The sequence below is a fragment of the Bradyrhizobium erythrophlei genome (assembly GCF_900129425.1).
GTDB classification, from domain to species: domain Bacteria; phylum Pseudomonadota; class Alphaproteobacteria; order Rhizobiales; family Xanthobacteraceae; genus Bradyrhizobium; species Bradyrhizobium erythrophlei_C.
Window position 1 is genome coordinate 3,615,802 of the sequence record NZ_LT670817.1, and the last position, 23,283, is coordinate 3,639,084.

At 61.9% G+C, this 23,283-nt stretch carries 20 protein-coding genes and 1 pseudogene; 14 read left to right on the forward strand and 7 right to left on the reverse strand.

The features are described from left to right. Nucleotides 1–18: 18 nt before the first annotated feature. From sufB to B5527_RS17245, 7 genes are all read left to right on the forward strand, one after another. Complete coding sequence (gene sufB / locus B5527_RS17215) at nucleotides 19–1,500, forward strand: Fe-S cluster assembly protein SufB (RefSeq protein WP_079602587.1); 1,482 nt, start codon at nucleotides 19–21, stop codon at nucleotides 1,498–1,500. Between the two features lie 130 nt (nucleotides 1,501–1,630). Further along, the gene (gene sufC, locus B5527_RS17220) at nucleotides 1,631–2,383 is read left to right on the forward strand and encodes a Fe-S cluster assembly ATPase SufC (RefSeq protein ID WP_079602588.1); all 753 of its coding nucleotides are present in this window, start codon (nucleotides 1,631–1,633) and stop codon (nucleotides 2,381–2,383) included. A gap of 19 nt (nucleotides 2,384–2,402) precedes the next feature. After that, on the forward strand, nucleotides 2,403–3,728 hold the full coding sequence (gene sufD / locus B5527_RS17225) for a Fe-S cluster assembly protein SufD (RefSeq protein WP_079602589.1): 1,326 nt from the start codon (nucleotides 2,403–2,405) through the stop codon (nucleotides 3,726–3,728). After that, nucleotides 3,725–4,972, forward strand: coding sequence for a cysteine desulfurase (locus B5527_RS17230; RefSeq protein ID WP_079602590.1), 1,248 nt, complete (start codon nucleotides 3,725–3,727; stop codon nucleotides 4,970–4,972). The genes sufD and B5527_RS17230 overlap by 4 nt, the downstream gene beginning before the upstream one ends. Then, the gene (locus B5527_RS17235; RefSeq protein ID WP_079602591.1) at nucleotides 4,969–5,340 is read left to right on the forward strand and encodes an SUF system Fe-S cluster assembly protein; all 372 of its coding nucleotides are present in this window, start codon (nucleotides 4,969–4,971) and stop codon (nucleotides 5,338–5,340) included. The genes B5527_RS17230 and B5527_RS17235 overlap by 4 nt, the downstream gene beginning before the upstream one ends. Nucleotides 5,341–5,410: 70 nt before the next feature. Next, nucleotides 5,411–5,821, forward strand: coding sequence for a HesB/IscA family protein (locus tag B5527_RS17240; protein WP_079602592.1), 411 nt, complete (start codon nucleotides 5,411–5,413; stop codon nucleotides 5,819–5,821). A 167-nt stretch (nucleotides 5,822–5,988) separates the two neighbouring features. After that, on the forward strand, nucleotides 5,989–6,405 hold the full coding sequence (locus B5527_RS17245; RefSeq protein WP_079602593.1) for a TfoX/Sxy family protein: 417 nt from the start codon (nucleotides 5,989–5,991) through the stop codon (nucleotides 6,403–6,405). A 246-nt stretch (nucleotides 6,406–6,651) separates the two neighbouring features. Here B5527_RS17245 and B5527_RS17250 read toward each other — a convergent pair whose 3' ends face one another. Both B5527_RS17250 and B5527_RS17255 read right to left on the reverse strand, forming a co-directional pair. Further along, nucleotides 6,652–7,719, reverse strand: coding sequence for a GGDEF domain-containing protein (locus B5527_RS17250; protein WP_079602594.1), 1,068 nt, complete (start codon nucleotides 7,717–7,719; stop codon nucleotides 6,652–6,654). Between the two features lie 138 nt (nucleotides 7,720–7,857). After that, complete coding sequence (locus B5527_RS17255) at nucleotides 7,858–9,333, reverse strand: DEAD/DEAH box helicase (RefSeq protein WP_079602595.1); 1,476 nt, start codon at nucleotides 9,331–9,333, stop codon at nucleotides 7,858–7,860. A gap of 309 nt (nucleotides 9,334–9,642) precedes the next feature. Between B5527_RS17255 and B5527_RS46330 the strand changes: the two are divergent. After that, a pseudogene (locus tag B5527_RS46330) lies at nucleotides 9,643–9,819 on the forward strand (TMEM175 family protein); the annotation flags it as partial. Between the two features lie 639 nt (nucleotides 9,820–10,458). Here B5527_RS46330 and B5527_RS17265 read toward each other — a convergent pair. The 5 genes from B5527_RS17265 to parE all read right to left on the reverse strand — a co-directional run bounded on the left by B5527_RS17265 (nucleotide 10,459) and on the right by parE (nucleotide 15,845). Then, on the reverse strand, nucleotides 10,459–11,214 hold the full coding sequence (locus B5527_RS17265; RefSeq protein ID WP_245332733.1) for an outer membrane protein: 756 nt from the start codon (nucleotides 11,212–11,214) through the stop codon (nucleotides 10,459–10,461). 272 nt (nucleotides 11,215–11,486) lie between these two features. Then, complete coding sequence (locus tag B5527_RS17270; RefSeq protein ID WP_079602597.1) at nucleotides 11,487–12,257, reverse strand: SDR family NAD(P)-dependent oxidoreductase; 771 nt, start codon at nucleotides 12,255–12,257, stop codon at nucleotides 11,487–11,489. 134 nt (nucleotides 12,258–12,391) lie between these two features. Next, nucleotides 12,392–12,577 (reverse strand): hypothetical protein, encoded by a 186-nt coding sequence (locus B5527_RS17275; RefSeq protein WP_079607339.1) that lies wholly within the window; start codon nucleotides 12,575–12,577, stop codon nucleotides 12,392–12,394. A 175-nt stretch (nucleotides 12,578–12,752) separates the two neighbouring features. Next, nucleotides 12,753–13,544, reverse strand: a complete 792-nt coding sequence (locus B5527_RS17280; protein WP_079602598.1) for an outer membrane protein — start codon at nucleotides 13,542–13,544, stop codon at nucleotides 12,753–12,755. Between the two features lie 243 nt (nucleotides 13,545–13,787). After that, nucleotides 13,788–15,845, reverse strand: a complete 2,058-nt coding sequence (gene parE / locus B5527_RS17285) for a DNA topoisomerase IV subunit B (protein ID WP_079602599.1) — start codon at nucleotides 15,843–15,845, stop codon at nucleotides 13,788–13,790. A gap of 230 nt (nucleotides 15,846–16,075) precedes the next feature. On the opposite strand from parE, the gene B5527_RS17290 reads away from it, so the two are divergent. From B5527_RS17290 to argC, 6 genes are all read left to right on the forward strand, one after another. Continuing rightward, nucleotides 16,076–16,522: a PEGA domain-containing protein gene (locus B5527_RS17290; protein ID WP_172842576.1), complete on the forward strand. Its 447-nt coding sequence runs from the start codon at nucleotides 16,076–16,078 to the stop codon at nucleotides 16,520–16,522. Between the two features lie 159 nt (nucleotides 16,523–16,681). Beyond that, nucleotides 16,682–17,212, forward strand: a complete 531-nt coding sequence (locus B5527_RS17295) for a DedA family protein (protein WP_079602600.1) — start codon at nucleotides 16,682–16,684, stop codon at nucleotides 17,210–17,212. A 193-nt stretch (nucleotides 17,213–17,405) separates the two neighbouring features. Continuing rightward, nucleotides 17,406–20,063 carry a DUF3857 domain-containing protein gene (locus B5527_RS17300; protein ID WP_079602601.1) on the forward strand — a complete coding sequence of 886 codons (2,658 nt, stop codon included), beginning with the start codon at nucleotides 17,406–17,408 and terminating at the stop codon, nucleotides 20,061–20,063. Nucleotides 20,064–20,282: 219 nt separating this feature from the next. Continuing rightward, on the forward strand, nucleotides 20,283–21,272 hold the full coding sequence (locus B5527_RS17305; RefSeq protein ID WP_079602602.1) for an MBL fold metallo-hydrolase: 990 nt from the start codon (nucleotides 20,283–20,285) through the stop codon (nucleotides 21,270–21,272). A gap of 356 nt (nucleotides 21,273–21,628) precedes the next feature. Next, nucleotides 21,629–22,297, forward strand: a complete 669-nt coding sequence (locus B5527_RS17310) for an FMN-binding negative transcriptional regulator (protein ID WP_079602603.1) — start codon at nucleotides 21,629–21,631, stop codon at nucleotides 22,295–22,297. Beyond that, entirely contained in the window at nucleotides 22,294–23,274 is a 981-nt protein-coding gene (argC, locus tag B5527_RS17315; RefSeq protein ID WP_079602604.1) for an N-acetyl-gamma-glutamyl-phosphate reductase, read from the forward strand. The genes B5527_RS17310 and argC overlap by 4 nt, the downstream gene beginning before the upstream one ends. Nucleotides 23,275–23,283: the final 9 nt, after the last annotated feature.

A 23,283-nucleotide genomic window follows, 5' to 3' on the forward strand; every position in this document is an offset into this window, starting at 1 on the left:
CGCGAGCGGAGGATTGGAATGGCGGCCGTACAAGAGACCGTCGATCGGGTTCGCCAGATCGACGTCGATCAATATCGGTATGGATTTGAGACGCTTATCGAGTCCGACAAGGCCCCGAAGGGCCTGTCGGAGGATACGATCCGCTTCATTTCCGCAAAAAAGAACGAACCGGCTTGGATGCTGGAGTGGCGGCTGGAAGCCTATCGCCGCTGGCTGACCATGGTCGAGCCGAAATGGGCGCGCGTCGACTATCCCAAAATCGATTACCAGGATCTCTATTACTATTCGGCGCCGAAGCCGAAGAAGACGATCGGCTCGCTCGACGAGGTCGATCCGGAAATCCTGAAGACCTACGAGAAGCTCGGCATTCCCCTGCGCGAGATCGAAGTGCTGGAGGGCGTGGTGCGTCCCGAAGGCGAGCGGCGCATCGCGGTCGATGCGGTGTTCGACTCGGTTTCCGTTGCGACCACCTTCCAGAAGGAGCTGAAGCAGGCCGGCGTGATCTTCATGCCGATCTCGGAAGCGATCCGCGAACACCCTGACCTCGTGAAGAAGTATCTCGGCACAGTGGTGCCGACCTCGGACAATTTCTTCGCGACCCTGAACTCGGCGGTGTTCTCCGACGGCTCGTTCGTCTATGTGCCGCCGGGCGTGCGCTGCCCGATGGAGCTGTCGACCTATTTCCGCATCAACGAGCGCAACACCGGCCAGTTCGAGCGTACCCTGATCATCGCCGACAAGGGCGCCTATGTCAGCTATCTCGAAGGCTGCACCGCGCCGCAGCGCGATGAGAACCAGCTGCATGCCGCCGTGGTCGAACTGATCACGCTCGACGACGCCGAGATCAAATATTCGACGGTCCAGAACTGGTATCCCGGCAATTCGGAAGGGCTGGGCGGCATCTACAATTTCGTCACCAAGCGCGGCGACTGCCGTGGCAACAATTCGAAGATCTCCTGGACCCAGGTCGAGACCGGCTCGGGCATCACGTGGAAATACCCGAGCTGCATCCTGCGTGGCGATAACTCGCGCGGTGAATTCTACTCGATCGCGATCTCGAACGGTCACCAGCAGGTCGATTCCGGCACCAAGATGATCCATCTCGGCAAGAACACCACGAGCCGGATCATCTCCAAGGGCATCGCGGCCGGTGTGTCGCAGAACACCTATCGCGGCCTCGTCACCGCCCACCGCAAGGCGACCGGCGCGCGCAACTTTACCGCATGTGACTCGCTTTTGATCGGCGACCGATGCGGCGCGCACACCGTGCCCTATATCGAGGCGAAGAATTCCTCTGCGCTGTTCGAGCACGAGGCGACCACGTCGAAGATTTCCGAGGACGTGCTGTTCTACTGCGTACAGCGCGGGCTGTCGCAGGAGGAAGCGGTCGGCCTCGTGATCAACGGCTTTGTCAAGGACGTGCTGCAGCAGCTGCCGATGGAATTCGCGGTCGAGGCGCAGAAGCTGATCTCGATCTCACTGGAGGGATCGGTTGGGTAACTCCTCATCCTGAGGAGGCCGCGCAGCGGCCGTCTCGAAGGATGAGTGAGGAAAAGATAGATGATTGGCCACGTCCTTCGAGACGCGCCTGCGGCGCTCCTCAGGACGAGGGAAAAGATGGAAGAATGTGATGCCACTACTCGAAGTCAAAAATCTGCAAGTTCGTGTCGAGGAGCGTGAAATTCTCCACGGGCTCTCGCTTGCCGTCAACAAGGGCGAGGTGCACGCCATCATGGGGCCGAACGGCTCCGGCAAATCGACGCTGAGCCATGTCATCGCCGGCAAGCCCGGCTACGAAGTCACCGACGGCGAGATCCTGTTCAATGGCGAGGACCTGCTGGAGATGTCGCCCGACCAGCGTTCCGCCAAGGGCGTGTTTCTTGCGTTCCAATATCCGGTGGAAATTCCGGGGGTCGCGACCATGACCTTCCTGCGCACGGCGCTGAATGCCCAGCGCAAGGCGCGCGGCGAGAGCGAATTCTCCACGCCCGACTTTCTCAAGAAGGTCCGCGAAGTCGCCGCCCGGCTGAACATTCCGCAGGACATGCTCCGCCGCGGCGTCAATGTCGGCTTCTCCGGCGGCGAGAAGAAGCGCAACGAGATTCTGCAGATGGCGCTGTTCGAGCCGAGCCTGTGCATTCTCGACGAAATGGATTCCGGCCTCGACATCGACGCGTTGCGGGTCGCCGCCGACGGCGTTAATGCCCTGCGCTCGCCTGACCGGGCCATCGTCGTGATCACGCATTATCAGCGGCTGCTGAATTACATCGTCCCCGATTTCGTGCACGTGATGTCGAAAGGCCGCGTGGTGAAGAGCGGCGGCAAGGAATTGGCGCTGGAGCTGGAAGCTTCCGGCTACGCCCAGTTCGAAGACGCGGCCTGAGCTTAGAGCGGATTTTGTGATGAACGTAGTACTGGCGAAAACCGAAACCGGACGCGCGCTGAGCGACATCTTCGCCATCGCAGGGGACCGGCTGCCGGGTACGGGCAAGGTCTCCGATGCGCGCCGCCAGGCGTTCGAGGCTTACGAGCGTGCAGGCTTGCCGCATCGGCGGATCGAGGACTGGAAATATACCGACCTGCGCATGCTGATGCGCGAGGTGCTGCCGTCGGCGGCTGCGCCCGATGCCGCGGCGCTGACGAAGGCCAAGGTCGCGCTCGCCGAACATGCGCTGGCCGGCGCGACGCGGCTGGTATTGGTGGATGGCGTCTATTCGGCCGAACTGTCCGATGTCGAAGGGCTCGACGCGGGCGTTCAGGTCCGGACGGTGCGCGAAGTGCTGGAGAACGCCGGCAACGAGAGCCGCGCCGACCTGCTCAACATCAGTGTCAGCTCGAATGCGATGATTGCGCTCAATGCAGCGATGGTCACCGATGGCGTGCTGATCACAGTCGCCGAGCGGACCGCCGCCAGCAAGCCGATCCAGATCGTGCATGTCGCGACGCGCACGTCGGCGGCGGCCTACACCCGCTCGTTCCTGCAACTGGGTCATGGCGCCCGCGCCTCCCTGATTGAAAACTTTGTCGCCGCCGACGGCGCCATGGCCTATCAGGCCAACGACGCGGTCGTCATCTGGCTGGGCGACAGGGCCGAACTGGAGCACGTCCGGCTGATGGTCGACGCAGCCGACGCGGTCAACATTTCCACCGCCGTGTTCACGATCGGCGCGCATGCCCGTCTCAACACCTTCAACATGACCAGCGGCGGCGGCGTCAGCCGTTATCAGGGATACCTCGCCGTTGCTGGCGAGGGCGCCAACGTGGCGACCAACGGCGTCAATCTGCTCAATGGCCGCCAACACGCCGACACCACGCTGTTTCTGGATCATGCGGTGCCGAACGGCTCAAGCCGCGAAATCTTCCGCGCCGTGGTCGACGACCGCGGGCACTCGGTATTTCAGGGCCGCATCATCGTGCGCCCCAAGGCGCAGAAGACCGACGCCAAGATGATGACACGGGCGCTGTTGTTGTCCGATGAAGCCGAAGCCGACAACAAGCCGGAACTGGAAATTTTCGCCGACGACGTCACCTGCGGTCATGGCGCGGCCACTGGCGCGCTCGACGAAAGCCTGCTGTTTTATCTGCGGGCGCGCGGCCTTTCCGAAAAGGAAGCACAGGCGCTGCTGATCCAGGCGTTCGTCGGTGAAGCAATCGAATCGATCGCCAACGATGATTTGCGTGAACTCGCGATCTCGGCGGCGCAGCGCTGGCTGGCGGCACGGGGATGACCATGCATCCGGCAGTCTCCAATGGTTCCTACGACGTGGCCCGGGTCCGGGAGGATTTTCCCGCGCTGGCGCTGAAGGTCTATGGCAAGTCGCTGGTCTATCTCGACAACGCCGCTTCCGCGCAAAAACCCAATGCGGTGCTCGATCGCATGACGGAGGCCTACAAGAGCGAATACGCCAACGTGCATCGCGGGCTGCATTACCTCGCCAACGCGGCGACGGAAGCTTATGAAGGCGGCCGCGCCAAGGTCGCGAAATTCCTCAACGCCGCACGCTTCGAAGAGATCGTCTTCACCCGCAACGCCACCGAGGCGATCAACCTCGTGGCCTATTCATGGGGCGAGCCCAACATCGGGGACGGTGACGAGATCGTGCTGTCGATCATGGAGCACCATTCCAACATCGTGCCCTGGCATTTCCTCCGGGAGCGTCATGGCGCCGTCATCAAGTGGGCACCGGTCGATGACGAAGGCAATTTCCTGATCGACGAATTCGAAAAGCTGCTGACGCCGCGCACCAAACTGGTGGCGATCACCCAGATGTCGAATGCGCTGGGCACCATCGTGCCGGTCAAGGAAGTCGTGAAGCTTGCCCATGCCCGCGGCATTCCGGTGCTGGTCGACGGCAGCCAGGCCGCGGTTCATCTGGCGATCGACGTGCAGGACATCGACTGCGATTTCTACGTCTTCACCGGCCACAAGGTGTACGGCCCGACCGGGATCGGCGCGCTCTACGCCAAGCATGAGCACCTCGTCGCCATGCGCCCCTACAACGGCGGCGGCGAGATGATCCGCGAGGTCGCAAAGGACTGGGTCACCTATGGCGATCCGCCGCACAAATTCGAGGCGGGGACGCCGGCGATCGTGGAGGCGATCGGCTTTGGCGCCGCGATCGACTACGTCAATTCGATCGGCAAGGAACGCATCGCCGCGCACGAGCACGGCCTTTTGACCTATGCCCAGGAGCGCCTGCGCGAGATCAATTCGCTGCGGCTGATCGGCACCGCGCACGACAAGGGGCCGGTGATCTCGTTCGAGATGAAGGGCGCCCACCCCCACGATGTCGCGACCGTGATCGACCGGCAGGGCATCGCGGTCCGGGCCGGCACCCATTGCGTGATGCCGCTTTTAGAGCGGTTCAACGTGACGGCGACGTGCCGCGCCTCATTCGGGATGTATAATACCCGTGAAGAAGTCGACCATCTGGCTCAGGCGCTGATCAAGGCGCGGGAATTGTTTTCATGACCGACACCATCGAAGCCAAAATCAGCAATATGGAAACCCATTCGGCGCTGCCGCCGGAAGAGACCGAGCGGCTCGGCGGCGAAATCGTGGCCGCGCTGAAGACTGTGTTCGATCCGGAAATTCCGGCCGACATCTATGAGCTCGGCCTGATCTACAAGGTCGACATCAAGGACGACCGCACCGTCGACGTCATGATGACGCTGACGACGCCGAACTGTCCGGCGGCCGGAGAATTGCCGACGATGGTGGAGAACGCGGTGGCCAGCGTTCCCGGCGTCGGCGTGGTCAACGTCAATCTGGTCTGGGAGCCGGCATGGACACCGGACCGGATGACCGACGAGGCGCGCCTCGTCCTCAATATGTGGTGAAACGTTAGTGGATACGGCTTAATTTGTTCATGGGAAATGGCAGCATTGATACGCTGCGAGGACTGAATAGATGACAGACATGACACCCGCCTCACCAACGCCGGCATCCAAGCCGAAACCGCGGCCCCGTCCGCAGGTGATGAAGCTCACGGAAGCCGCGGCGCAGCGGATTACCGAACTGACCAAACGCGCCGATTCCGAGATCGTCGGCTTGCGGGTCGGCATCAAGAACGGCGGCTGCGCCGGGCAATCCTATACGGTGGAATATGCCCACGATGTTCGCCCCTCCGACGAGGTCGTCGAGGACAAGGGCGTCAAGATCCTGGTCGATCCCAAGGCCGTGCTGTTTCTGCTGGGTACCGAGATGGACTACAAGGCCGACAAGATGCAGTCGCAGTTCATCTTCAACAATCCGAACCAGACCGGCGCTTGCGGCTGCGGCGAGTCGGTGCAGCTCACCGCCGCGAAAGTGGATGGCTAGCCTCGTGTCCGGACGCGGTGCAGCGTTCTTCACGCTGCTCCGCAGAGCCGGGACCCAGAGCGATATCGCATACAATATGGGCCCCGGCTCAGCAGCGCATCGCCGCGCGCTGCACTGCATCCGGGGCACGAATTTTCTTGCAGGGCCCTCATCGAAGCAGATCCCTCATGGACCGCGATTTCCTGATCGATTTGTTTACCGACTTCGGCCCCGTCACGATCCGCCGGATGTTTTCGGGCTTCGGCATTTCCGCCGACGGCACCAACTTCGCGTTGGCGCTGCGCGGCGGTCTTTACTTCCGCGCCGACGATCAGACCATTGCGCGCTTCGAGGCGGAAGGCTCACAACCGTTTCAGTATCAAACGCGGACCAAGACGGTCACGGTGGGCTCGTACTGGCAGCTGCCGGAACGGCTGTATGACGATCCGGAGGAACTGACCGGCTGGGCGAGGGCGGCCCTGGCGGCGGCGCAGCGCGCGGCCCTGCGCAAGCGTCCGAAGGCGGAGAGGGCGAAGCCTGCAGCTAAAACGAAGGCTGCGGTCAAAAAGAAAAAGATAGCGAAGCGGAAGAAGTCCTCATCCTGAGGAGCGGCCACTTGGCCGCGTCTCGAAGGATGGCCGCGAGTCCCCACGTTGCATCCATCCTTCGAGACGCTTGCGGAGTTTATCATCGGGCCGCGCTTCGCGCGGACCCGGTGGCAAGCTCCTCAGGATGAGGTCCGAATCCTTCACAGGCTCTGGGGAGCGCGCACCGGTCGCAACCCCATGGTTCGAGACGCGCAAGATGCGCTCCTCACCATGAGGTTGTCGTGAGGGCGGTGTAACGAAACGTCACGCCACCTGGCTCTGGGTCTCGGCGGCGTATTCCGGGTCGACCTCGCAGATGACCCGGTTGCGGCCGTTGCGCTTGGCGGCGTAGAGGCAGGCGTCGGCGCGTTCGATCAGCGAATCCGTATCGTCGCCCGGCTTCAGCATGGAAACGCCGACCGAGATGGTGACGCGGCCGAGAATTTCGCCGGTGGACTTTTTCTTCAATTCCTTCGCCATCACGGCGCGGCGGATATGATCGGCGACCGTCAGCGCCTGGCGCAGCGCGGTGTTGGGCAGCACGACCGCGAATTCCTCGCCGCCGTAGCGCGCGGTGATGTCCTGGCCCTTGATGGTCTGCTTCAGCGACATGCCGACCAGCCGCAGCACCTGATCGCCGGTGAGATGGCCGTAGGAGTCGTTGAAGGATTTGAAGTGGTCGATGTCGAACATCAGCAGTGAGAGCGGCTCGCCGCTCGCCAGCGCATTCTGGACCGCCATATCGATCGAGCGGTCGAAATACTTGCGGTTGCCGAGGCCGGTGAGGGGATCGGTCAGGCTCTCGGCCCGGATCGCCTCGAGGCTGTGCTGGAGATTGCTGATCTCGGTCTTCGACAGCGACAGCCGGTCTTCAAGCGCCTTGTTGGTTTCACGCATCTCGCTGGTGGATTTCACCAGCATTTGGACGATCGCTTTGACCTGTTCGCGATTCTTGGCGACCGAGAGCTTGCGGGTAGCACCGGACAGGCTGTCGTCGTAGCTCGCCGACATTCCCAGCGCATCGGTGATGAGGGCCATCACGTCGTCGATTTCGCCGATCACGCGCGCCCCGACCTTGTCGATGCGATCGGTGGTCTTGATCTGGGAAAGATAGGTCTCGTAGAGCTGTTCGAGGTCGGCCTCGGTCAGCCTGCCGTTGCGTGCCAGCGTCTCATTGATGATCTTGTTTAGCTGCGAATTGTATCCGGTGGCGTAGACGTACCAGATTTCATAATTGCGGGGGACAGCGGTTTGCCGGAGCGATTTGATCTGGCCAAGCGCGACTTCGGCGAAGGCCATCGTGCGCTCATGTTCGTCCAGCACTTTGACCACTGATGTCCCCAATAGCGGGCGTCCTGCCCGTTTTCGCGCGGCAATAACTAAAATTATCGCCGGCAAGTTAATTGAGGAGAATGAACGACCGGTAAACGTGCGTTTCCGGTTTTTCGCAGTTGTTCAGAGCTTCTAGCGTCAGATGCGGGCGCGCACCGGTCGCAACAGGAATGCCGGAAGATGCGAGTGATCGGCGGGTTCTGACGATGACTCCTGCGGGGGTTGCGGTGCTGGCGCCCGGCCGATCGATGGCGTGCGCGAGACCGGCGGAGCGACCGGCGGGGTGAACGCCGCCGCGGGGGCCTGTGGCTGCGGTGTGGAATTGCGGCCGCCGCCGGAGCGCCGGGGTTCGCGTTCCCTGCGCGGCTTGCGGCCGCCGCGTGAACCTTCACGTGATCCTTCTCTTGCACCTTCGCGCGAACGCGGCTCGTGTGGATGCTGTGTTTCGCCGCTGGACGGCGCTGCCGGGCTGTCGGCCGACTGGCTCTCGACGCCGTCGTCGATGCGCGGAATGGTTTGCCCGATCAGTTTTTCGATTGCGACGATGGATTTTTGATCGAGCGGGGTGACGATCGAGATCGCGGTGCCGGCGCGGCCGGCGCGGCCGGTGCGGCCGATGCGATGGACGTAGTCGTCGGCATGATGCGGCACGTCGAAATTGAAGACGTGGCTGGTGGTGGGAATGTCGAGGCCGCGGGCGGCGACGTCGGATGCGACCAGCAGCGGAATTTCGCCCTTGCGGAATTGATCGAGTGCGGCGGTGCGCGCCGACTGATCCATGTCGCCGTGCAGGGCGCCGACGCTGAAGCCGTGCTTCTGCAGCGATTTGTACAGCAGCGCCACCTCGCGCTTGCGATTGCAGAAGATGATGGCGTTCTGGAGGTCCTTGGCGTCGCGCAGCAGGCGACGCAGCGTCTCGCGCTTCTCATGCGGCTCGCGGCCAACGCTCACCTGAAACTGTGCTACGCCGGCGGCCGTTGTCGCCGGCCTGGAAACTTCGATCTTCTCGGGATTGTGCAGGAAGGTTTCGGTGATGCGGCGGATTTCCGGGGGCATCGTCGCGGTGAAGAACAGCGTCTGCCGTGTAAACGGGATCATCTTGCAGATGCGCTCGATGTCGGGAATGAAGCCCATGTCCAGCATGCGGTCGGCTTCGTCGATCACCAGCAATTCGACCCCGGTGAGCAACAGCCCGCCGCGTTCGGTATGGTCCAGCAGCCGGCCGGGAGTTGCGATCAGGACGTCGACGCCGCGCGTCAATTTGGTGTCCTGGTCGCCGAATGAAACGCCGCCGATCAGGAGCGCGACATTGAGCTTCTGTCCGGCGCCGTATTTATCGAACTGTTCCTTGACCTGGGCTGCCAGTTCGCGGGTCGGCTCCAGGATCAGGGTGCGGGGCATTCGGGCCCGGGCGCGGCCCTTTTCCAGCATGGTGAGCATAGGAAGGACGAAGGCCGCGGTCTTGCCGGTGCCGGTCTGGGCGATGCCGAGAACATCCCGGCGGGCCAGAACATGGGGAATCGCCTGTTCCTGAATGGGGGTGGGGGTGGTGTAACCGGTGGCCGCGACGGCGGCGAGCACCTTGTCGGACAAGCCGAGATGGGAAAAAGACATTGAGCCTCTGGTAGAAACCGCCGCTTGGAATCCCGGAAATAACTGTCGCGCTCAACCCCGGAACGGCATGCAAATTTGCACGGGATTTTTGGATACGCAGACAGGCGGCTTACTCAAGATATCGCGTTTCGATACCGGGCCGCGTCAAGCCGGAACATAGGGGCGAATTGGCCAAAGTCAATGGAGCAGGCGCGGAAGCATTGAAAAAGCTTAATGTTTTTTGCACAAATGCGGTCAAAGGGCACGGGGAATCACGTGTTTTCTAAGGCGCGTCTCGACACCCTCAGCGATGGAATCTTTGGCGTCGCCATGACGCTGCTGATTCTGGACGTGCGGCTGCTCGGTGATTTTCACCCCCGGGATGCCGGCGAGCTGTTGCAGGGCCTCGCCGATCTCTGGCCTAAATTCCTGCCTTACGTCCTGAGCTTCGGCGTGCTCGGCCTGCGCTGGCTTTCCAACATCGAGATTCGGACCCGCGCGGAATATGTCGACCGCGAATATGCCAATTGGTGGCTGCTCTATCTTTTCCTGATCACGTGCGTCCCGTTCACCACCATCGTGGTCGGCCGCTTCGGCCATTTGGCGCCGGCGATCTGGCTCTATGCCGGTCATACCCTGCTGATCGCTATCGTGGGCCTTCGTCCGGTTTCGATCACGCCGCATCTGGAGCAGGGCAACCATCTGCGTCACCGGCAGCTGTCTGCGGGGTTGCTGATCGTCTCGTCGCTGCTGGCGATTGCGCTCAGCTTCGTTCACTCCCGGGTGGCGCTGTGGGCGCTCGCGCTCACCGCTGATCAGGAAATGGAGCCGCCCGGCAGCCGTGCTCGATTGAACCGGCAATGCGGGTTTGCCGGTTACGGCATCGGGTCAGCATCGACAGCGCGGTGCCGGAAGGCGGTGAAAACGCCGCCCTCGACCCGAGGGGATCCCGGCGCACGATACGCGGCCGTATCTCAAGTTGGCGCCCTCGACCCAGTTCGTGTCGGCGGAATTGACCTATCGCGACGGCAGCGTGTCGGAGATCAAGAGGTTCCGGCGTTGAGGGCAGGGCCGCACGACATCTCCGAAACGCAAAAAAGCCCCGGTCGATGCCGGGGCTTTGATTTGAGGGGGTGCAGGCAGAAATCAGTACCTGGCGACCGCTGGTCCTGCCCAGTCGAAACGATAGTTGGCTTTGAGCAGAACCTGATGGGTCTGGAGATCGACGTGAGTGGTCGCCGGAACGAATGCAAACGGGCCACCTGGCCCTGCCGCAATGGCTGCCACCTGGCCCAGCCCAAAATCCGCACCTTCGTACCTGGTGTATCGGTACTCAGCACCGATATCCCAGTTCCTGCTCACCGAGTAAGCGAATCCGGCACCCACTGTCCCGCCGATCAGAGTCTTGGTGTCCGAGCCGATCGTTCCGGGGAATGCAATTCGTGCCGCCACCGTCGGAATGAAGTTTGAGTTGGCTCGAACATCGGCGAAAGCCACGCCGCCCGTGACATAGCCCAGCAACCGATCCCACGTGTAGCCGACGCTGCCGCGAATCGAAGCCTGCCAATTGGTCTTCACCGAAAACGTGTCGCCGGGCACGAACGTCACGTTTGCCGGAGACAATGCGGCAGCCGTCAGGGTTTGGGTGTTGTGCAGATCGACCCAGTTGAAATCACCTTCGACGCCAAGGACCCACCGGCTCGGGGTCTGCCACCGGTAACCGATCTGGCCACCACCCGTGAACGAGCTGTTGTTCGAACTGAGCGGAATCGTCTCGGCCGGAGCCACGATGCCGAAAGCAGTTGTTCCCGCGGTAGAAACCGGATCGCGGAAGCGGCCCCATTCTCCGCCAACGTTTCCGCCGATATAAAATCCCGTCCAATTGATGACGGGCGCGACCACCGGGGCTGCCTTTGTATACATTGGAAGATCGGCGGCAGACGCTGCGCCCACCCCGAGAATTGTACTTGCGGCGAGGACGGAAGAAACGGCAGTGGAAGAAATAACGGACTTAAAAATGCTCATGATGCGCCCCAAAAATGCAAGAATCTTGACACTTCCGCGCCCAATCTAATCGAAGACTGAAGCTCGTTCACGCCTGTATTGTCCAGAAACAAATGAATCTCAGGGACTGTTGCGGAAATAACGCAGCATTCCCCTCCTGGTTGCCACGCCTATCCCATCACCGAAAATCCGCCATCGACGGGAATCGCGGTCCCGGTGACGAAGTCCGACGCGCTTGATGCGAGAAACACCGCGATGCCCGCGAAGTCGGCGATGGCGCCCCACCGCGCCGCCGGCGTGCGCCCCAGAACCTTGTCGTGCAGCCCGTCGATCTCCCGGCGGGCGCGCCTGGTCAGGTCGGTGTCGATCCAGCCCGGCAGCACCGCGTTGGCCTGGATGTTGTCGGCGGCCCAGGCGACCGCGCAGGAGCGCGTGAACTGCACGATGCCGCCCTTGCTCGCGGCATAGGCCGGCGCAAAGCTGGCGCCGAAGATCGACATCATCGAGCCGATATTGATGATCTTGCCGCCGCCCGCGGCCTTCATGGCCGGGTGAACTGCCTGCGAGCACAGGAATGCGCTGGTGAGGTTGGTCCTGATCACGCTGTCCCATTCATCGAGATCCAGCGCGTGCGGGGGCTTGCGGATATTGATGCCGGCGTTGTTGACGAGAATGTCGATCCGACCGAGCTCGCGCACCGTCCGCCCAACCATGTCGGCCACCGCGGTCTTACCGGTGACATCGGCGATGACGGAGATTGCCCTGATGCCGCATTGTTTGAGTTCAGCGGCCGCAGCGTTCGACTTCGCTTCATTGCGTCCGACCACCGCAATGTCGGCGCCGGCTTCCGCCAGCCCGCGCGCCATGCCAAGGCCGATACCGCCATTGCCGCCGGTGACGATGGCGACCTTGCCAGTGAGATCGAATGGTCCTGTTGTCATAGCCAATGCCCTTCCGTTTCTCGTCATGCCCGGGCTTGTCCCGGGCATCCACGTCTTTCTTGCCTTCGGTGTTAAGAGACGTGGATGGCCGGGACAAGCCCGGCCACGACGTGCTGGTTACGCGTTCGCTTCGATCAGCGCTTGCTCTGCCAGATCAGGATCAGGCCGAGCGCGCCCAGCGCCGCTCCGTAGCCGGCCCACTGGATCTGCCGGATCATGAAGCTCGATTGCGGCCAGGCGATCACACCGGTGCCCTGACCGATCCACAACAGCCCGACGGCGAGCGCGAGCAGGCCAACGATCAGAAGCAGTTTGCGCATCGGCTTTCTCGCGTTCGCGTTGGCCGCGCGGCCATCGCGCACCGATCGCCAGAGTGGCGCGCTCACTCGCCTGGGGCAAGAGCGGGGAGGCACCTTTCGAGCGATGTCACCCTTTGCCAAGGTACAAAAAAGCCCCGGACGAGCCGGGGCTTTTAAGCGGTGAAGGAAGATCAGATCAGTACTTCGCGACTGCCGGTCCGGTCCAGTTGAAGCGGTAGACCAGCGAGGTGCTGATGGTCTGCACGAACGGCTTGAAAGCGATGTCGTTACCGGCGGGGGCGTTGGTGACGTTGACCAGCTCGCTGATGTTCTTGTTGCCGTAATAGGCAGCGCGATATTCGGTCTTCATGAACCAGCCCGGTGCCGTGATGCCGAAGATGTTCAGGTTGTTCTCGACGCCGCCGCCGACAAAGACGCCATTATTGAGGTTAAACGAATTGGTGTGGCCGCCCACCGGAAAGCCACTGAACGTGTTCAACAGCGTCGTACCCGACCAGTGCGAACCGGTCCAACCGCCGTTCACGTAGGACAGGACATTCGGGGCCACCAGATAGCCGATTCGCGCGCCAGCGGCCCAAGCGTCCTGCATCTTTATGGATCCGGTCAAGGGGAAGGTCGGATCCTGAATGTCGCCCTTCAGGCTGCCGAACTGGCCGTCCGCGAGCAAACCGAAGACCCAGGGACCATTGAATTGCCAATCATATCCAAGACCGACTGTTCCAAACCAGCCGTCGCCGCCCGTTCTCGAATTGATGCTGAGGGGAAGGCCCGTCCCCGTCACCTTCGCGTTGTCGTTCGCATCCCAGATGCCGCCGCCGCCGCCGCCGAAGATGTAGAAGCCGGTCCAGCTCGGAGCCACCGGCAACGGCTCCGGGGCCTTCGTGTAAGTGCGGGCGGGAAGGTCGGCCGCAACGGCCGATCCGGTGAATGCCGCCAGTGCAGTCAGAGCGAGCACTAATTTCTTCATTTTTCAATTCCCTCGATAATTGAGTGTTCGGACCGCGTGACGGGGGCGCAAAATGCGCCGATTCCCAAAAACCAGTGTTGGGACTATAGCCGCTTTGGCCCAGAAAGCTGTTGCTGGACAGGCACACCCGCCGGAAAACGGTCCGGGAACCGGGCTTCGAGGAGGCCGAACCCGGGCTCGCATCTATCTTTGAAATGACGAACTAACCCTCAGCAAACGCTACTGAAAAAGGGTGGTCGTGGTCTAAACGTCCAGCTGATCATCGCTGGCGAACTCGGCCTTGTCGGAGATGAAGGCAAAGCGCGCTTCCGCCTTGGTGCCCATCAGGCGTTCGACGGAATCGGCGGTGCCCTCGCGGTCGTCGGCCAGCAGCACCACCCGCAGCATGGTGCGCTTGGCCGGGTCCATGGTGGTCTCCTTCAGCTGCGCCGGCATCATTTCGCCAAGCCCCTTGAAACGGCCGACATCGACCTTGGCGTTGGCGTTGAATTCGCTCTTCAACAGCGCGTCCCTGTGGGCCTCGTCGCGGGCGTAGACCGTCTTGCTGCCATGAGTGAGCCGGTAGAGCGGGGGGACCGCCAGATAAAGGTGGCCTTCGTCGATCAGCCGCGGCGTCTGCCGGTAGAAGAACGTGATCAGCAGGGAAGCGATATGCGCGCCGTCGACGTCGGCGTCGGTCATGATGATGATGCGCGAGTAGCGCAAATCCTCTGCGCGATAATGCGCGCCGGTGCCGCAGCCGATCGCCTGCATCAGATCGGAGAGCTGCGCGTTCGCGGTCAGCTTGTCCTTGGTCGCGGAGGCCACGTTGAGGATCTTGCCGCGCAAGGGGAGAATGGCCTGCGTCTGGCGGTCGCGCGCCTGCTTGGCGCTGCCGCCGGCGCTATCGCCCTCGACGATGAACAGCTCGGAGCCTTCGGCAGCCGTGTTGGTGCAGTCGGCGAGCTTGCCGGGCAGACGCAGCTTCTTCACCGCGGTCTTGCGCGAGATTTCCTTTTCGGCCCGACGGCGCAGCCGCTCGTCGGCGCGCTCGATCACGAAATCCAGCAGCTTGTTGGCCTGCACCGGATTGCCTGACAGCCAGTGGTCGAACGGGTCCTTGATGGCCTGCTCGACGATGCGCTGGGCCTCGGCGGTGGCGAGGCGATCCTTGGTCTGGCCCTGGAATTCCGGCTCGCGCACGAATACGCTGAGCATCACGGCAGCGCCGACCATGACGTCTTCCGAGACGATGGTGGCGGCGCGCTTGCCCTGGCCGACCCGCTCGGCGTGATCCTTCAGGCCCCGCAAAAGCGCGCTGCGCATGCCGGATTCGTGGGTGCCGCCGTCCTGGGTCGGCACCGTATTGCAATAGGAAGACAGAAAACCGTCGGCGTCGGCGGTCCAGGCGACGGCCCATTCGCAGGCGCCGCGGGCGCCGACGCGGCCGGATTTGCCCGAGAAGATATCCGGATGCACCAGGGTGTCGTTGTGGATGGCCGCGCCGAGAAAGTCCTTGAGACCGCCGGGGAAATGGAACGTCGCCTCGGGCTGGACGTCTTCGAGACCCTTGAGCAGTTCCGGGTCGCAGCGCCAGCGGATTTCGACGCCGCCGAACAAATAGGCCTTGGAGCGGGCCATCTTGAACAGGCGCTGCGGCTTGAACGCAGCCTTGGCGCCGAAGATGTCGGTGTCCGGCTTGAAGCGGATTTTGGTGCCGCGGCGATTGTTGATCTTGCCGAGCTCTTCCAGCTTGCCCTTGGGATGCCCGCGCTCGAACGCCATGCGATAGAGCTTTTGGCTGCGCGCGACTTCGACCTCGAGGCGCGAGGAGAGGGCGTTCACCACGGAGACGCCGACGCCGTGCAGGCCGCCGGAAGTCTCGTACACCTTGGAGTCGAATTTGCCGCCGGAATGCAGCGTGCACATGATGACTTCGAGCGCGGATTTTTTCGGAAACTTCGGATGCGGATCGACCGGAATGCCGCGGCCATTGTCGGTGACGGTCAGAAATCCGTCGGCGTTCAATTCCACTTCGATGAAGGTGGCGTGACCGGCCAGCGCTTCGTCCATGCAATTGTCGATGACTTCGGCGAACAGATGATGCAGCGCCTTCTCGTCGGTACCGCCGATATACATGCCGGGCCGGCGCCGCACCGGCTCGAGGCCTTCGAGCACCTCGATATCCCGGGCGGTATAGCCGGCTTCGGCGCTTTCAGCGCGCGAGGCGACCTTCAGCGGCGCTCGGCCCTTCGGCTCCGCGGCGCCGAACAGGTCATTTGACGATTTGCCTTTAGGGGGTATTTTCAATGGTTTATGCATATTGTTTCATGTGTTGCGCGCGCCGGTGGCGCAGCGAATCATTGCTCTGACTATGCCATGGATGGGCTTAAAAAGTGACGGCCGCGCGGCTCACCCTTGCCCCATAGGTACGCGCACCACTGCCAATAACCCAGCCTCCACGGAATTAATAATATCTCTACGTGGCCGCGAGCATTCTCTTGCTTTCATTCAAAGGTTGCGCAAGGGTTCGGCGGGGCTGGGGGAAATCCATGATCAAGCTGCTGGTGGCCGCGGCAATCGCGATGCCATGTCTCGGCTGCGCGTCGGTAACGCGGGGGACGACGGAGAACATTTCCATCGCGACCACGCCGGCGGGTGCAACGGCCGAAATATCCGGACTAGATACCCCGATTACCTGCCTGACCCCGTGCGTGGTCCAGGCGAAGCGAAGTGCCGACATTACCGTCACGATCAACAAGGATGGCTATGAACCGCTGATGATTCCGCTCACCAAGGAGGTTCCGGGCTCCGGCGCGGCAGGCTTTGCGGGCAACATTCTTGCAGGCGGGTTGATCGGCATGGGCGTGGATGCCGCCACCGGCGCCGCACAGGATCACAAGCCGAATCCCGTTATCGTGACCTTGCAACCGCGTGTGCCGGCGCCATCCCCAGCGGCAAGGCCGCGGCCGCCGAAACCGCCGCCGCCTCAGAGTTGAATAGGAAAACCGGTTGCGAGAGCCGAAGGCTCACGCGTGGTCCGCGCCTTTGTGACTTGATGTCGCCGATGGCGCTGGCTTACCTGTTCTTGGGCATCGAACCCGTACAGGGATTCAAAAGGGTCGGACGGGACCGCGGCCGGGGAAGGGCGTTTGAAAATGGAAGATTTTGCGCACGCGCTGGCCGATTTCGTGCGCGAGCATCAGACTTGGGCCGCACCGATCGTCCTGGTGCTGGCGTTCGGCGAATCGCTTGCCTTCATTTCGCTGCTGATCCCGGCCTGGGGGGCGCTGGTTGCGATCGGGGCCTTGATCGGCGCCAGCGGCATCAGCTTCTGGCCGGTGTGGATTGCCGGCGGAATCGGGGCAGCACTCGGCGACTGGGTCTCCTACTGGTTCGGCTTCAAATACAAGGAACACGTCGCCCAGATCTGGCCGCTGTCGCGCTATCCGGAGATCCTGCCGCGGGGCGAAGCCTTCGTGAAAAAATGGGGCGTGCCGAGCATTTTCATCGGGCGATTTTTCGGACCGCTGCGGGCCTCCGTGCCGCTCGCTGCCGGGATATTCGAGATGCCGTACTGGAGTTTTCAGGTCGCCAATTTCGTCTCCGCGCTGGTGTGGTCGGCGGCGCTGCTGCTGTTCGGCGACGTGATCGGCCAAATCGCCGAATGGCTGTGGCGGGTGGTCTAGGTTTAGACGTCAGAGGTTTAGCCGTCAGACCCAAGACGATGCCAGAACAAATTAAACTGCAAAGGCAAATTCTGGCCCCTGACACATCTTATGAGAGAAGATAAAATCTTTTCTATCTAAAGAAAGCAGCGGTAATTTCCTGATGTTTAGCTGAGCGGCCGATGTAAGGGTCACCCGCGGGGCTTTCAGCGTCATGATCGCACGTATCTATCCGGCTTTGCTGTTGTTGCTGATCTCGTCGCCCTTCGTTGCTGCCAACGCTGCGGACGCGACTGGCGCGTATCACGGGTCCAATTGGGTCGATCCAGGCTGGCGGCGAACGGTCAGCCGTTACAACGTCACTTTCGACGAACAGGGATTGAGCACGACCATTTTCGATTTCGAAATCCAGGCGCTCGATGAGAAGGGCGCCGCGGCCATCTCGCAGCAGACCTTTGCCTATAACAACTATTTCAACGAATTGACGTCCGATGACCTTGCTACCCTAAAGCCGGACGGGAGTGTGATCGCAGTCGACAAGCGCGCCATCCGCGACCAACCCGCATCGGCGGATTCCGCCTCACCCTATTTCGACGAGCAGCGAAACAGGATCATCGCTTATTCAAACGTCGCCCCTGGCGACAAGATAAGGGGACGCCTGATCATCAAAGCAAAGAGGGCCGAATTCACTGGAGAGTTTGCACGCTATTGGAGCCAGCCGGCAGATCAACCTCCCGAGTTGATCGAAATTACCCTCGATGGACCGGCCTCTAGACCGTTGCATATCGCCGGGCGGAACTTCGAGCACAGCGAAGAGAGGTCAGGCAAGCGGATCATTCATCATGTGCAGATAAGACAGGACACGCCGAAGCCGCGCCAGATGAATATTGACTCGTTCGACGACGCCCGGCGTTTCGAAGTCAGCACCTTCGGGGACTATGCTGCTTTCGCGGCCATGCTGAATGCCCGTAACGCTCCCATGGCAGTACCTGACGAGACGTTGAGGAAGCTCTCGACCGAGATTGTCGGCGATGCCGCCGATACACGCCTCAAGGTGGAGCGAATCCACAACTGGGTCGCCCGGAATATACGCTATGTCGGGATTGGATTCGAGGACGGGGGCTTGACTTCGCAGCCTGCGTCGGCGGTGCTCGCATCCCGCTACGGCGACTGCAAGGCGCATGCGACCATCCTCAAAGCTCTGTTGGCGGTGCAAGGGATCGAAGCGAATCTCGTAGCGGTGAATGCCGATGCGCAATACACGCTCACCGAGGTCGCTACCCCGAATTTCAACCATGCCATCGTTTACGTGCCAGAGCTCGACCAGTATCTCGATCCGACAGCGTCGCTTTTGGCCTTCGGCTCATTGCCACCGAGCCTCAGCGGCAAGCCGGCGCTCAATATCGACAAAGGTACCCTGGCCAGCATTCCCGTGGCTAAGCCGGAACGCTTCACGCTGACGGCGGATACAGACTACACGCTGCTCAGTGACGGCACGCGCCGGGCCCGTTCGATTTTGTCCGGAACTGGGCTGGGTGCACTAGTAGGGCGCTCAGTCGCGCAAGGGTTGGAAGCGGTGGACCGGCCGAACGCCGCCAAGAAGCTGATCGAGTATGCCAATCTTAGCGGTACCGGCGACTACAGCTTCCCGAACCCGCGCGAGCTGTTTGAGAGTTACGCCATCACCGCGACGTTTCAGATCAGCAAGCCTGTCGGCCTCGATGGACCGGAGCGCGTCAGGATGCTGCCGCTGACCGATCCTCGGCCCTCGCTGTTGCTGTTAAGTACCGGCGGTACGACCGACCAACCCTTTCCTTGCCGCGCTCTGGAATACCGGGAGACCGCGTCGCTCACCGTGCCCGAGGGAATCAATTTCTACGAAAAGCCGGCGCCGATCGCCTATGAAAGAAGCTTCAACGGCAGGACGGCGTATGGAGCCGCGAGCGGTCGCATCGAGGTAAATGGGACCGCCGTGCTCGATGGCCGGACAATGCGTTCCAGCGCTGTCGTCCGGCTGAGTTTCGACGCAGCGGTTTGTCCGGCGGAATTCGCCGCAGCGATCAAGGCAGGCTTGGACAAGTTCAACGGGTTCAAGTACGGGCCAATTGGCCTGACGCCGAAATCGGCGCCCCATCTCACGGAAACCAGCACCGACTTTAGCGAAGGCGTAAATGCGTTTCTGGCGCAGAACTACAAGCTTGCGATGGCGCGGCTTAAACCGTTTGCCGAGAGCGGGAGCGCCAAGGCTCAATCGTATGTGGGCAGCATGTACGAGAGCGGTCGGGCAGTTGAGCGCAATTACACCGAGGCTATCCGCTGGTTCCTTTTGGCGGCCGAGCAGAGCGATCCCTACAGCCAATCGCACCTAGGCTATCTGTATGAGAAGGGGCTCGGCGCCGCACGCGACGAAAAGGTCGCGGCTCAGTGGTACGCGAAGGCGGCCGATCAAGGCGACGCTTGGAGCCAAGCTCGCCTGGCAAGCATGTGTCGGGACGGCCGTGGGGTCGCCCAAGACCTCCAGCAAGCTGTAGTTTTGTTTGCAAAGGCAGCCGATCAAGGCAATGCATGGGCGCAGATGAATCTTGGATTGCTCTACGTCAAAGGCCAGGGGGTGCCGCTTGACTACACGAAGGCGGTATCCTGGTTTCGCAGTGCCGCCGACCAGCATGACAGCTACGCTGAATATAATCTGGGCTTTGCCTATGAGAGCGGGGTGGGCGTTCCCAAGGACACGCAGAAGGCCATCGAATGGTATAGCAAGGCCGCCAATGGCGGCAATCCGGAGGCCACCGCCCGGCTTGCAGGGCTGACCAGTGGAAATTCCTTCTGGCAGGTTCTGTTCCGCCACATCGGATTGTTCTCCGGGCAGTGACAGCGAGGCAAATCGCACCATCTTGCGCTCGGGTCGGTCGCACCGTTTGAGGCTGCCTGGAATAGGTGGGGGGCGCAGGGTTAACCTTTCAAATGCCGACCGTTGCCATCGCTTGTTATCGCGCCTGAACAAAAACGCTGGTAAAAGTGGCCGCTACAAGCTGCGAGCAAGCGGATAATCCCGCGCGGCAATCGTAGGTCACAGGGAGAGGACATCAGTATGGAACTGACACGACGTCACGCACTGGCCGGAGCCGCTGGAATCGCGGCCGCGCCGCTATTGCCGTTCACGCCTGCGAGCGCAGCCGCGCCGGTCGCCGACAAGCAGGCGCCGAGCTTCTATCGTTACAAGGTCGGCGACATCCAGGTCACAGTGGTCTCCGATGGCCGGAACACCTTCCCGCTGGAAGATTCCTTCATCACCAATGCGAAGAAGGAAGAAGTCAACGCCGCGCTCGAGAAGGCGTTTTTGCCGCGCGATGTGTTCACGATCTACTTCGCGCCGCTGGTGATCAATACAGGCGGCAAGCTGGTGGTGATCGATACCGGCAATGGCCCGGTCGCCAAGGTCAACAGCAAGAACGCCAACGGGCTGTTCGCCGAGAACATGGCCGCCGCCGGCTTCAACCCGAAGGCCGTCGACACGGTCGTGATCTCGCACTTCCACACCGACCATGTGAACGGCCTGCTGGCGGCCGACGGCACGCCGGCGTTTCCGAACGCCGAAGTGCTGGTACCAGCGACCGAGTGGAAATTCTGGATGGACGACGGCGAGATGAGCCGGGCGCCGGCGGGCCGCATGCAGGGCCTTTTCAAGAACAACCGCAACATCTTCGAGGCCGGCCTCAAGAAGAAAGTCACGCCGTACGAGTGGGGCAAGGAAGTCGTGCCGGGCCTGCTCGCGGTCGAAACCGTTGGCCATACCCCCGGCCACACCTCCTATGTGCTGTCGTCCGGTTCGGGCAAGGTGTTCATCCAGTCGGATGTCACCAACAATCCCAATCCGTTCGCGACCAATCCCGGCTGGCACGCGTTCTTCGACCAGGACGGCGATGTGGCCGAGAAGACCCGTCGCCGGATCTACGACATGGTGGTGGCCGAGCGATTGCAGGTACAGGGCTTCCACTATCCGTTCCCCGGGCTTGGCAACGTCGTCAAGGACGGCAGCGGCTACCGGGTGGTGCCGGCGCCGTGGAATCCGACGATCTGACCCAAGCTGTCATTCCCCGATGCGCCAATTGGCGCATCTGAGGGCGTGAGCGAAGCGAGCGAACCCGGAATCCTTGGATTCCCCGATGTGCAATTGCACATCTGAGGTCTGGTCCTTCGGACCATCCCGGAATGACGGTGGCACATCTTGACGAAAACCGGGCGTGGCCTTATAGCCGCGCCCATGTTCAACGCCGCGACCACACTGTCCGCTCGCCGCCGCCGCATATCAGCGGCATTGGCGGACGTCTGCGTTTAAGATCGTTTTGCCTCTGCCGCCGGATCCGGTCCGCGGCATTTTGCTTTCCCACCAGCGCGATCTGATCCGGCGGCTCCTACGTCAAGCAGGAGTTTGAAATGTATACGCCTCCCATGTTCAAGCCCGATCGCGCCGCCAGCCTCGGCTTTGCGGAAGCCCGCGGATTCGGCACGGTTTGCGCGTGGGACGGCACCAGGCCGATCGCCTCGTCGCTGCCGTTTTATCTCGCCTATGCCGATGACGGCACGCCGCAGGCGGCGTTTCATGTCGCGCGTCATAATCCGCTCGTGAGACTTGCGGACGGGACATCGTCCTGGCTGATGGCCGTGAACGGCGCGGATACCTATATCTCGCCGGACTGGTACGTCTCGCCGGACCAGGTGCCGACCTGGCTGTATCAGGCCGTGCATCTCACCGGCACGGTGCGGACATTGTCTGACGGCGAACTCGGTCCGCATCTCGATGCACTGAGCGCCAAGTTCGAAAGCTGGCTGGCGCCGAAGCCGCCCTGGATGTCGTCGAAGATGACGGCAGGGCGTCTGGATGCGATGAAAAAGGCGATCATGGGTCTGGTCATGACGGTCGAGGAGGTTGAAGGCAGCTTCAAGTTGAACCAGCATAAGTCCGAGACTGACTATGCGGCGGTTGCGGGGGCGCTTGCCGGGCAAACCGACGGCGGCGCCCAACAGATTGCGCAGCTGATGCGGGAAGCGCGGCCGCAGGCCTTTGCAGGCGAAACCGACAAGATCGAGAGGAGTGTGCCATGACGCTGACTGACACCGACCAACCGCGGTCTATCGGCGCTACCACGAAGCCCACGGTCTTTGTCGATGGCGGATCCGGAACGACGGGCCTCGGCATTCAAGAGCGCCTTGGCCAGCAGAGCGACGTTGCGGTGAAAGGCATCGCAGAGGACAAGCGCAAGGACGTTAGCGCCAAGCGCGCGCTGATGGCAGAAGTGGATCTCGTCATCCTCTGCCTGCCGGACGACGCTGCGAAGCAGACCGTTGCGTTGATCGACGGCATGGGCGCTGCAGCTCCCAAGGTTCTCGACGCGTCGACGGCTTTTCGTGTCGCGCCCGACTGGACCTACGGCTTTCCAGAGCTTGCGCCGGATCAAGCGGACAAGATTCGGGCGGCGCGGAAAGTGTCCAATCCGGGCTGCTATCCAACCGGCGCTATCGCGCTGCTCCGGCCGCTCGTCGATGCCGCTCTGTTGCCTGCGGACTATCCCGTCACCGTCAACGCCGTCAGTGGCTATTCGGGCGGCGGCAAGTCGATGATCGCAAGCTTTGAAGACGGCTCCGCACCGGCCTTCGAACTCTATGGCCTCGGCTTCGAGCACAAGCACCTGCCGGAGATGCAGCTATACTCGGGACTCACGCGCCGGCCCATCTTCGTGCCCTCGGTCGGAAACTTCCGGCAGGGCATGCTGGTCTCCGTCCCTTTGCAACTGGACACGCTTCCGGGCAAACCCGGTGGGGCTGACCTCCACGCCACGCTGGCGAAGCGCTACGCCGGCAGCACCCATGTCGCGGTGATGCCATTCGACAACGCGGCTTCCGGGAGCGGGAAGCTCGAGCCTGAGGCGCTCAACGAGACCGACAGGCTTGAGCTTTACGTCTTTGCCAGCGACAAACATCATCAGGCGGTGCTCGTCGCGCGCCTCGACAATCTTGGCAAAGGCGCCTCAGGTGCCGCGGTGCAGAACATGCGGCTGATGCTGGGGTTCGCCGATTCATAAGCTGAAGCC

Coding starts and splice junctions, on each gene's coding strand:
- sufD (WP_079602589.1), top strand. CDS start 2,403: ATGAACGTAGTACTGGCGAAAACCGAAACCGGACGCGCGCTGAGCGAC.
- B5527_RS17280 (WP_079602598.1), bottom strand. CDS start 13,544: ATGAAGAAATTAGTGCTCGCTCTGACTGCACTGGCGGCATTCACCGGA.
- B5527_RS17295 (WP_079602600.1), top strand. CDS start 16,682: ATGGAAGATTTTGCGCACGCGCTGGCCGATTTCGTGCGCGAGCATCAG.
- argC (WP_079602604.1), top strand. CDS start 22,294: ATGACGCTGACTGACACCGACCAACCGCGGTCTATCGGCGCTACCACG.
- B5527_RS17230 (WP_079602590.1), top strand. CDS start 3,725: ATGACCATGCATCCGGCAGTCTCCAATGGTTCCTACGACGTGGCCCGG.
- B5527_RS17235 (WP_079602591.1), top strand. CDS start 4,969: ATGACCGACACCATCGAAGCCAAAATCAGCAATATGGAAACCCATTCG.
- B5527_RS17255 (WP_079602595.1), bottom strand. CDS start 9,333: ATGTCTTTTTCCCATCTCGGCTTGTCCGACAAGGTGCTCGCCGCCGTC.
- B5527_RS17270 (WP_079602597.1), bottom strand. CDS start 12,257: ATGACAACAGGACCATTCGATCTCACTGGCAAGGTCGCCATCGTCACC.
- B5527_RS17240 (WP_079602592.1), top strand. CDS start 5,411: ATGACAGACATGACACCCGCCTCACCAACGCCGGCATCCAAGCCGAAA.
- B5527_RS17305 (WP_079602602.1), top strand. CDS start 20,283: ATGGAACTGACACGACGTCACGCACTGGCCGGAGCCGCTGGAATCGCG.
- B5527_RS17310 (WP_079602603.1), top strand. CDS start 21,629: ATGTATACGCCTCCCATGTTCAAGCCCGATCGCGCCGCCAGCCTCGGC.
- B5527_RS17245 (WP_079602593.1), top strand. CDS start 5,989: ATGGACCGCGATTTCCTGATCGATTTGTTTACCGACTTCGGCCCCGTC.
- sufC (WP_079602588.1), top strand. CDS start 1,631: ATGCCACTACTCGAAGTCAAAAATCTGCAAGTTCGTGTCGAGGAGCGT.
- parE (WP_079602599.1), bottom strand. CDS start 15,845: ATGCATAAACCATTGAAAATACCCCCTAAAGGCAAATCGTCAAATGAC.
- B5527_RS17275 (WP_079607339.1), bottom strand. CDS start 12,577: ATGCGCAAACTGCTTCTGATCGTTGGCCTGCTCGCGCTCGCCGTCGGG.
- B5527_RS17290 (WP_172842576.1), top strand. CDS start 16,076: ATGATCAAGCTGCTGGTGGCCGCGGCAATCGCGATGCCATGTCTCGGC.
- B5527_RS17300 (WP_079602601.1), top strand. CDS start 17,406: ATGATCGCACGTATCTATCCGGCTTTGCTGTTGTTGCTGATCTCGTCG.
- sufB (WP_079602587.1), top strand. CDS start 19: ATGGCGGCCGTACAAGAGACCGTCGATCGGGTTCGCCAGATCGACGTC.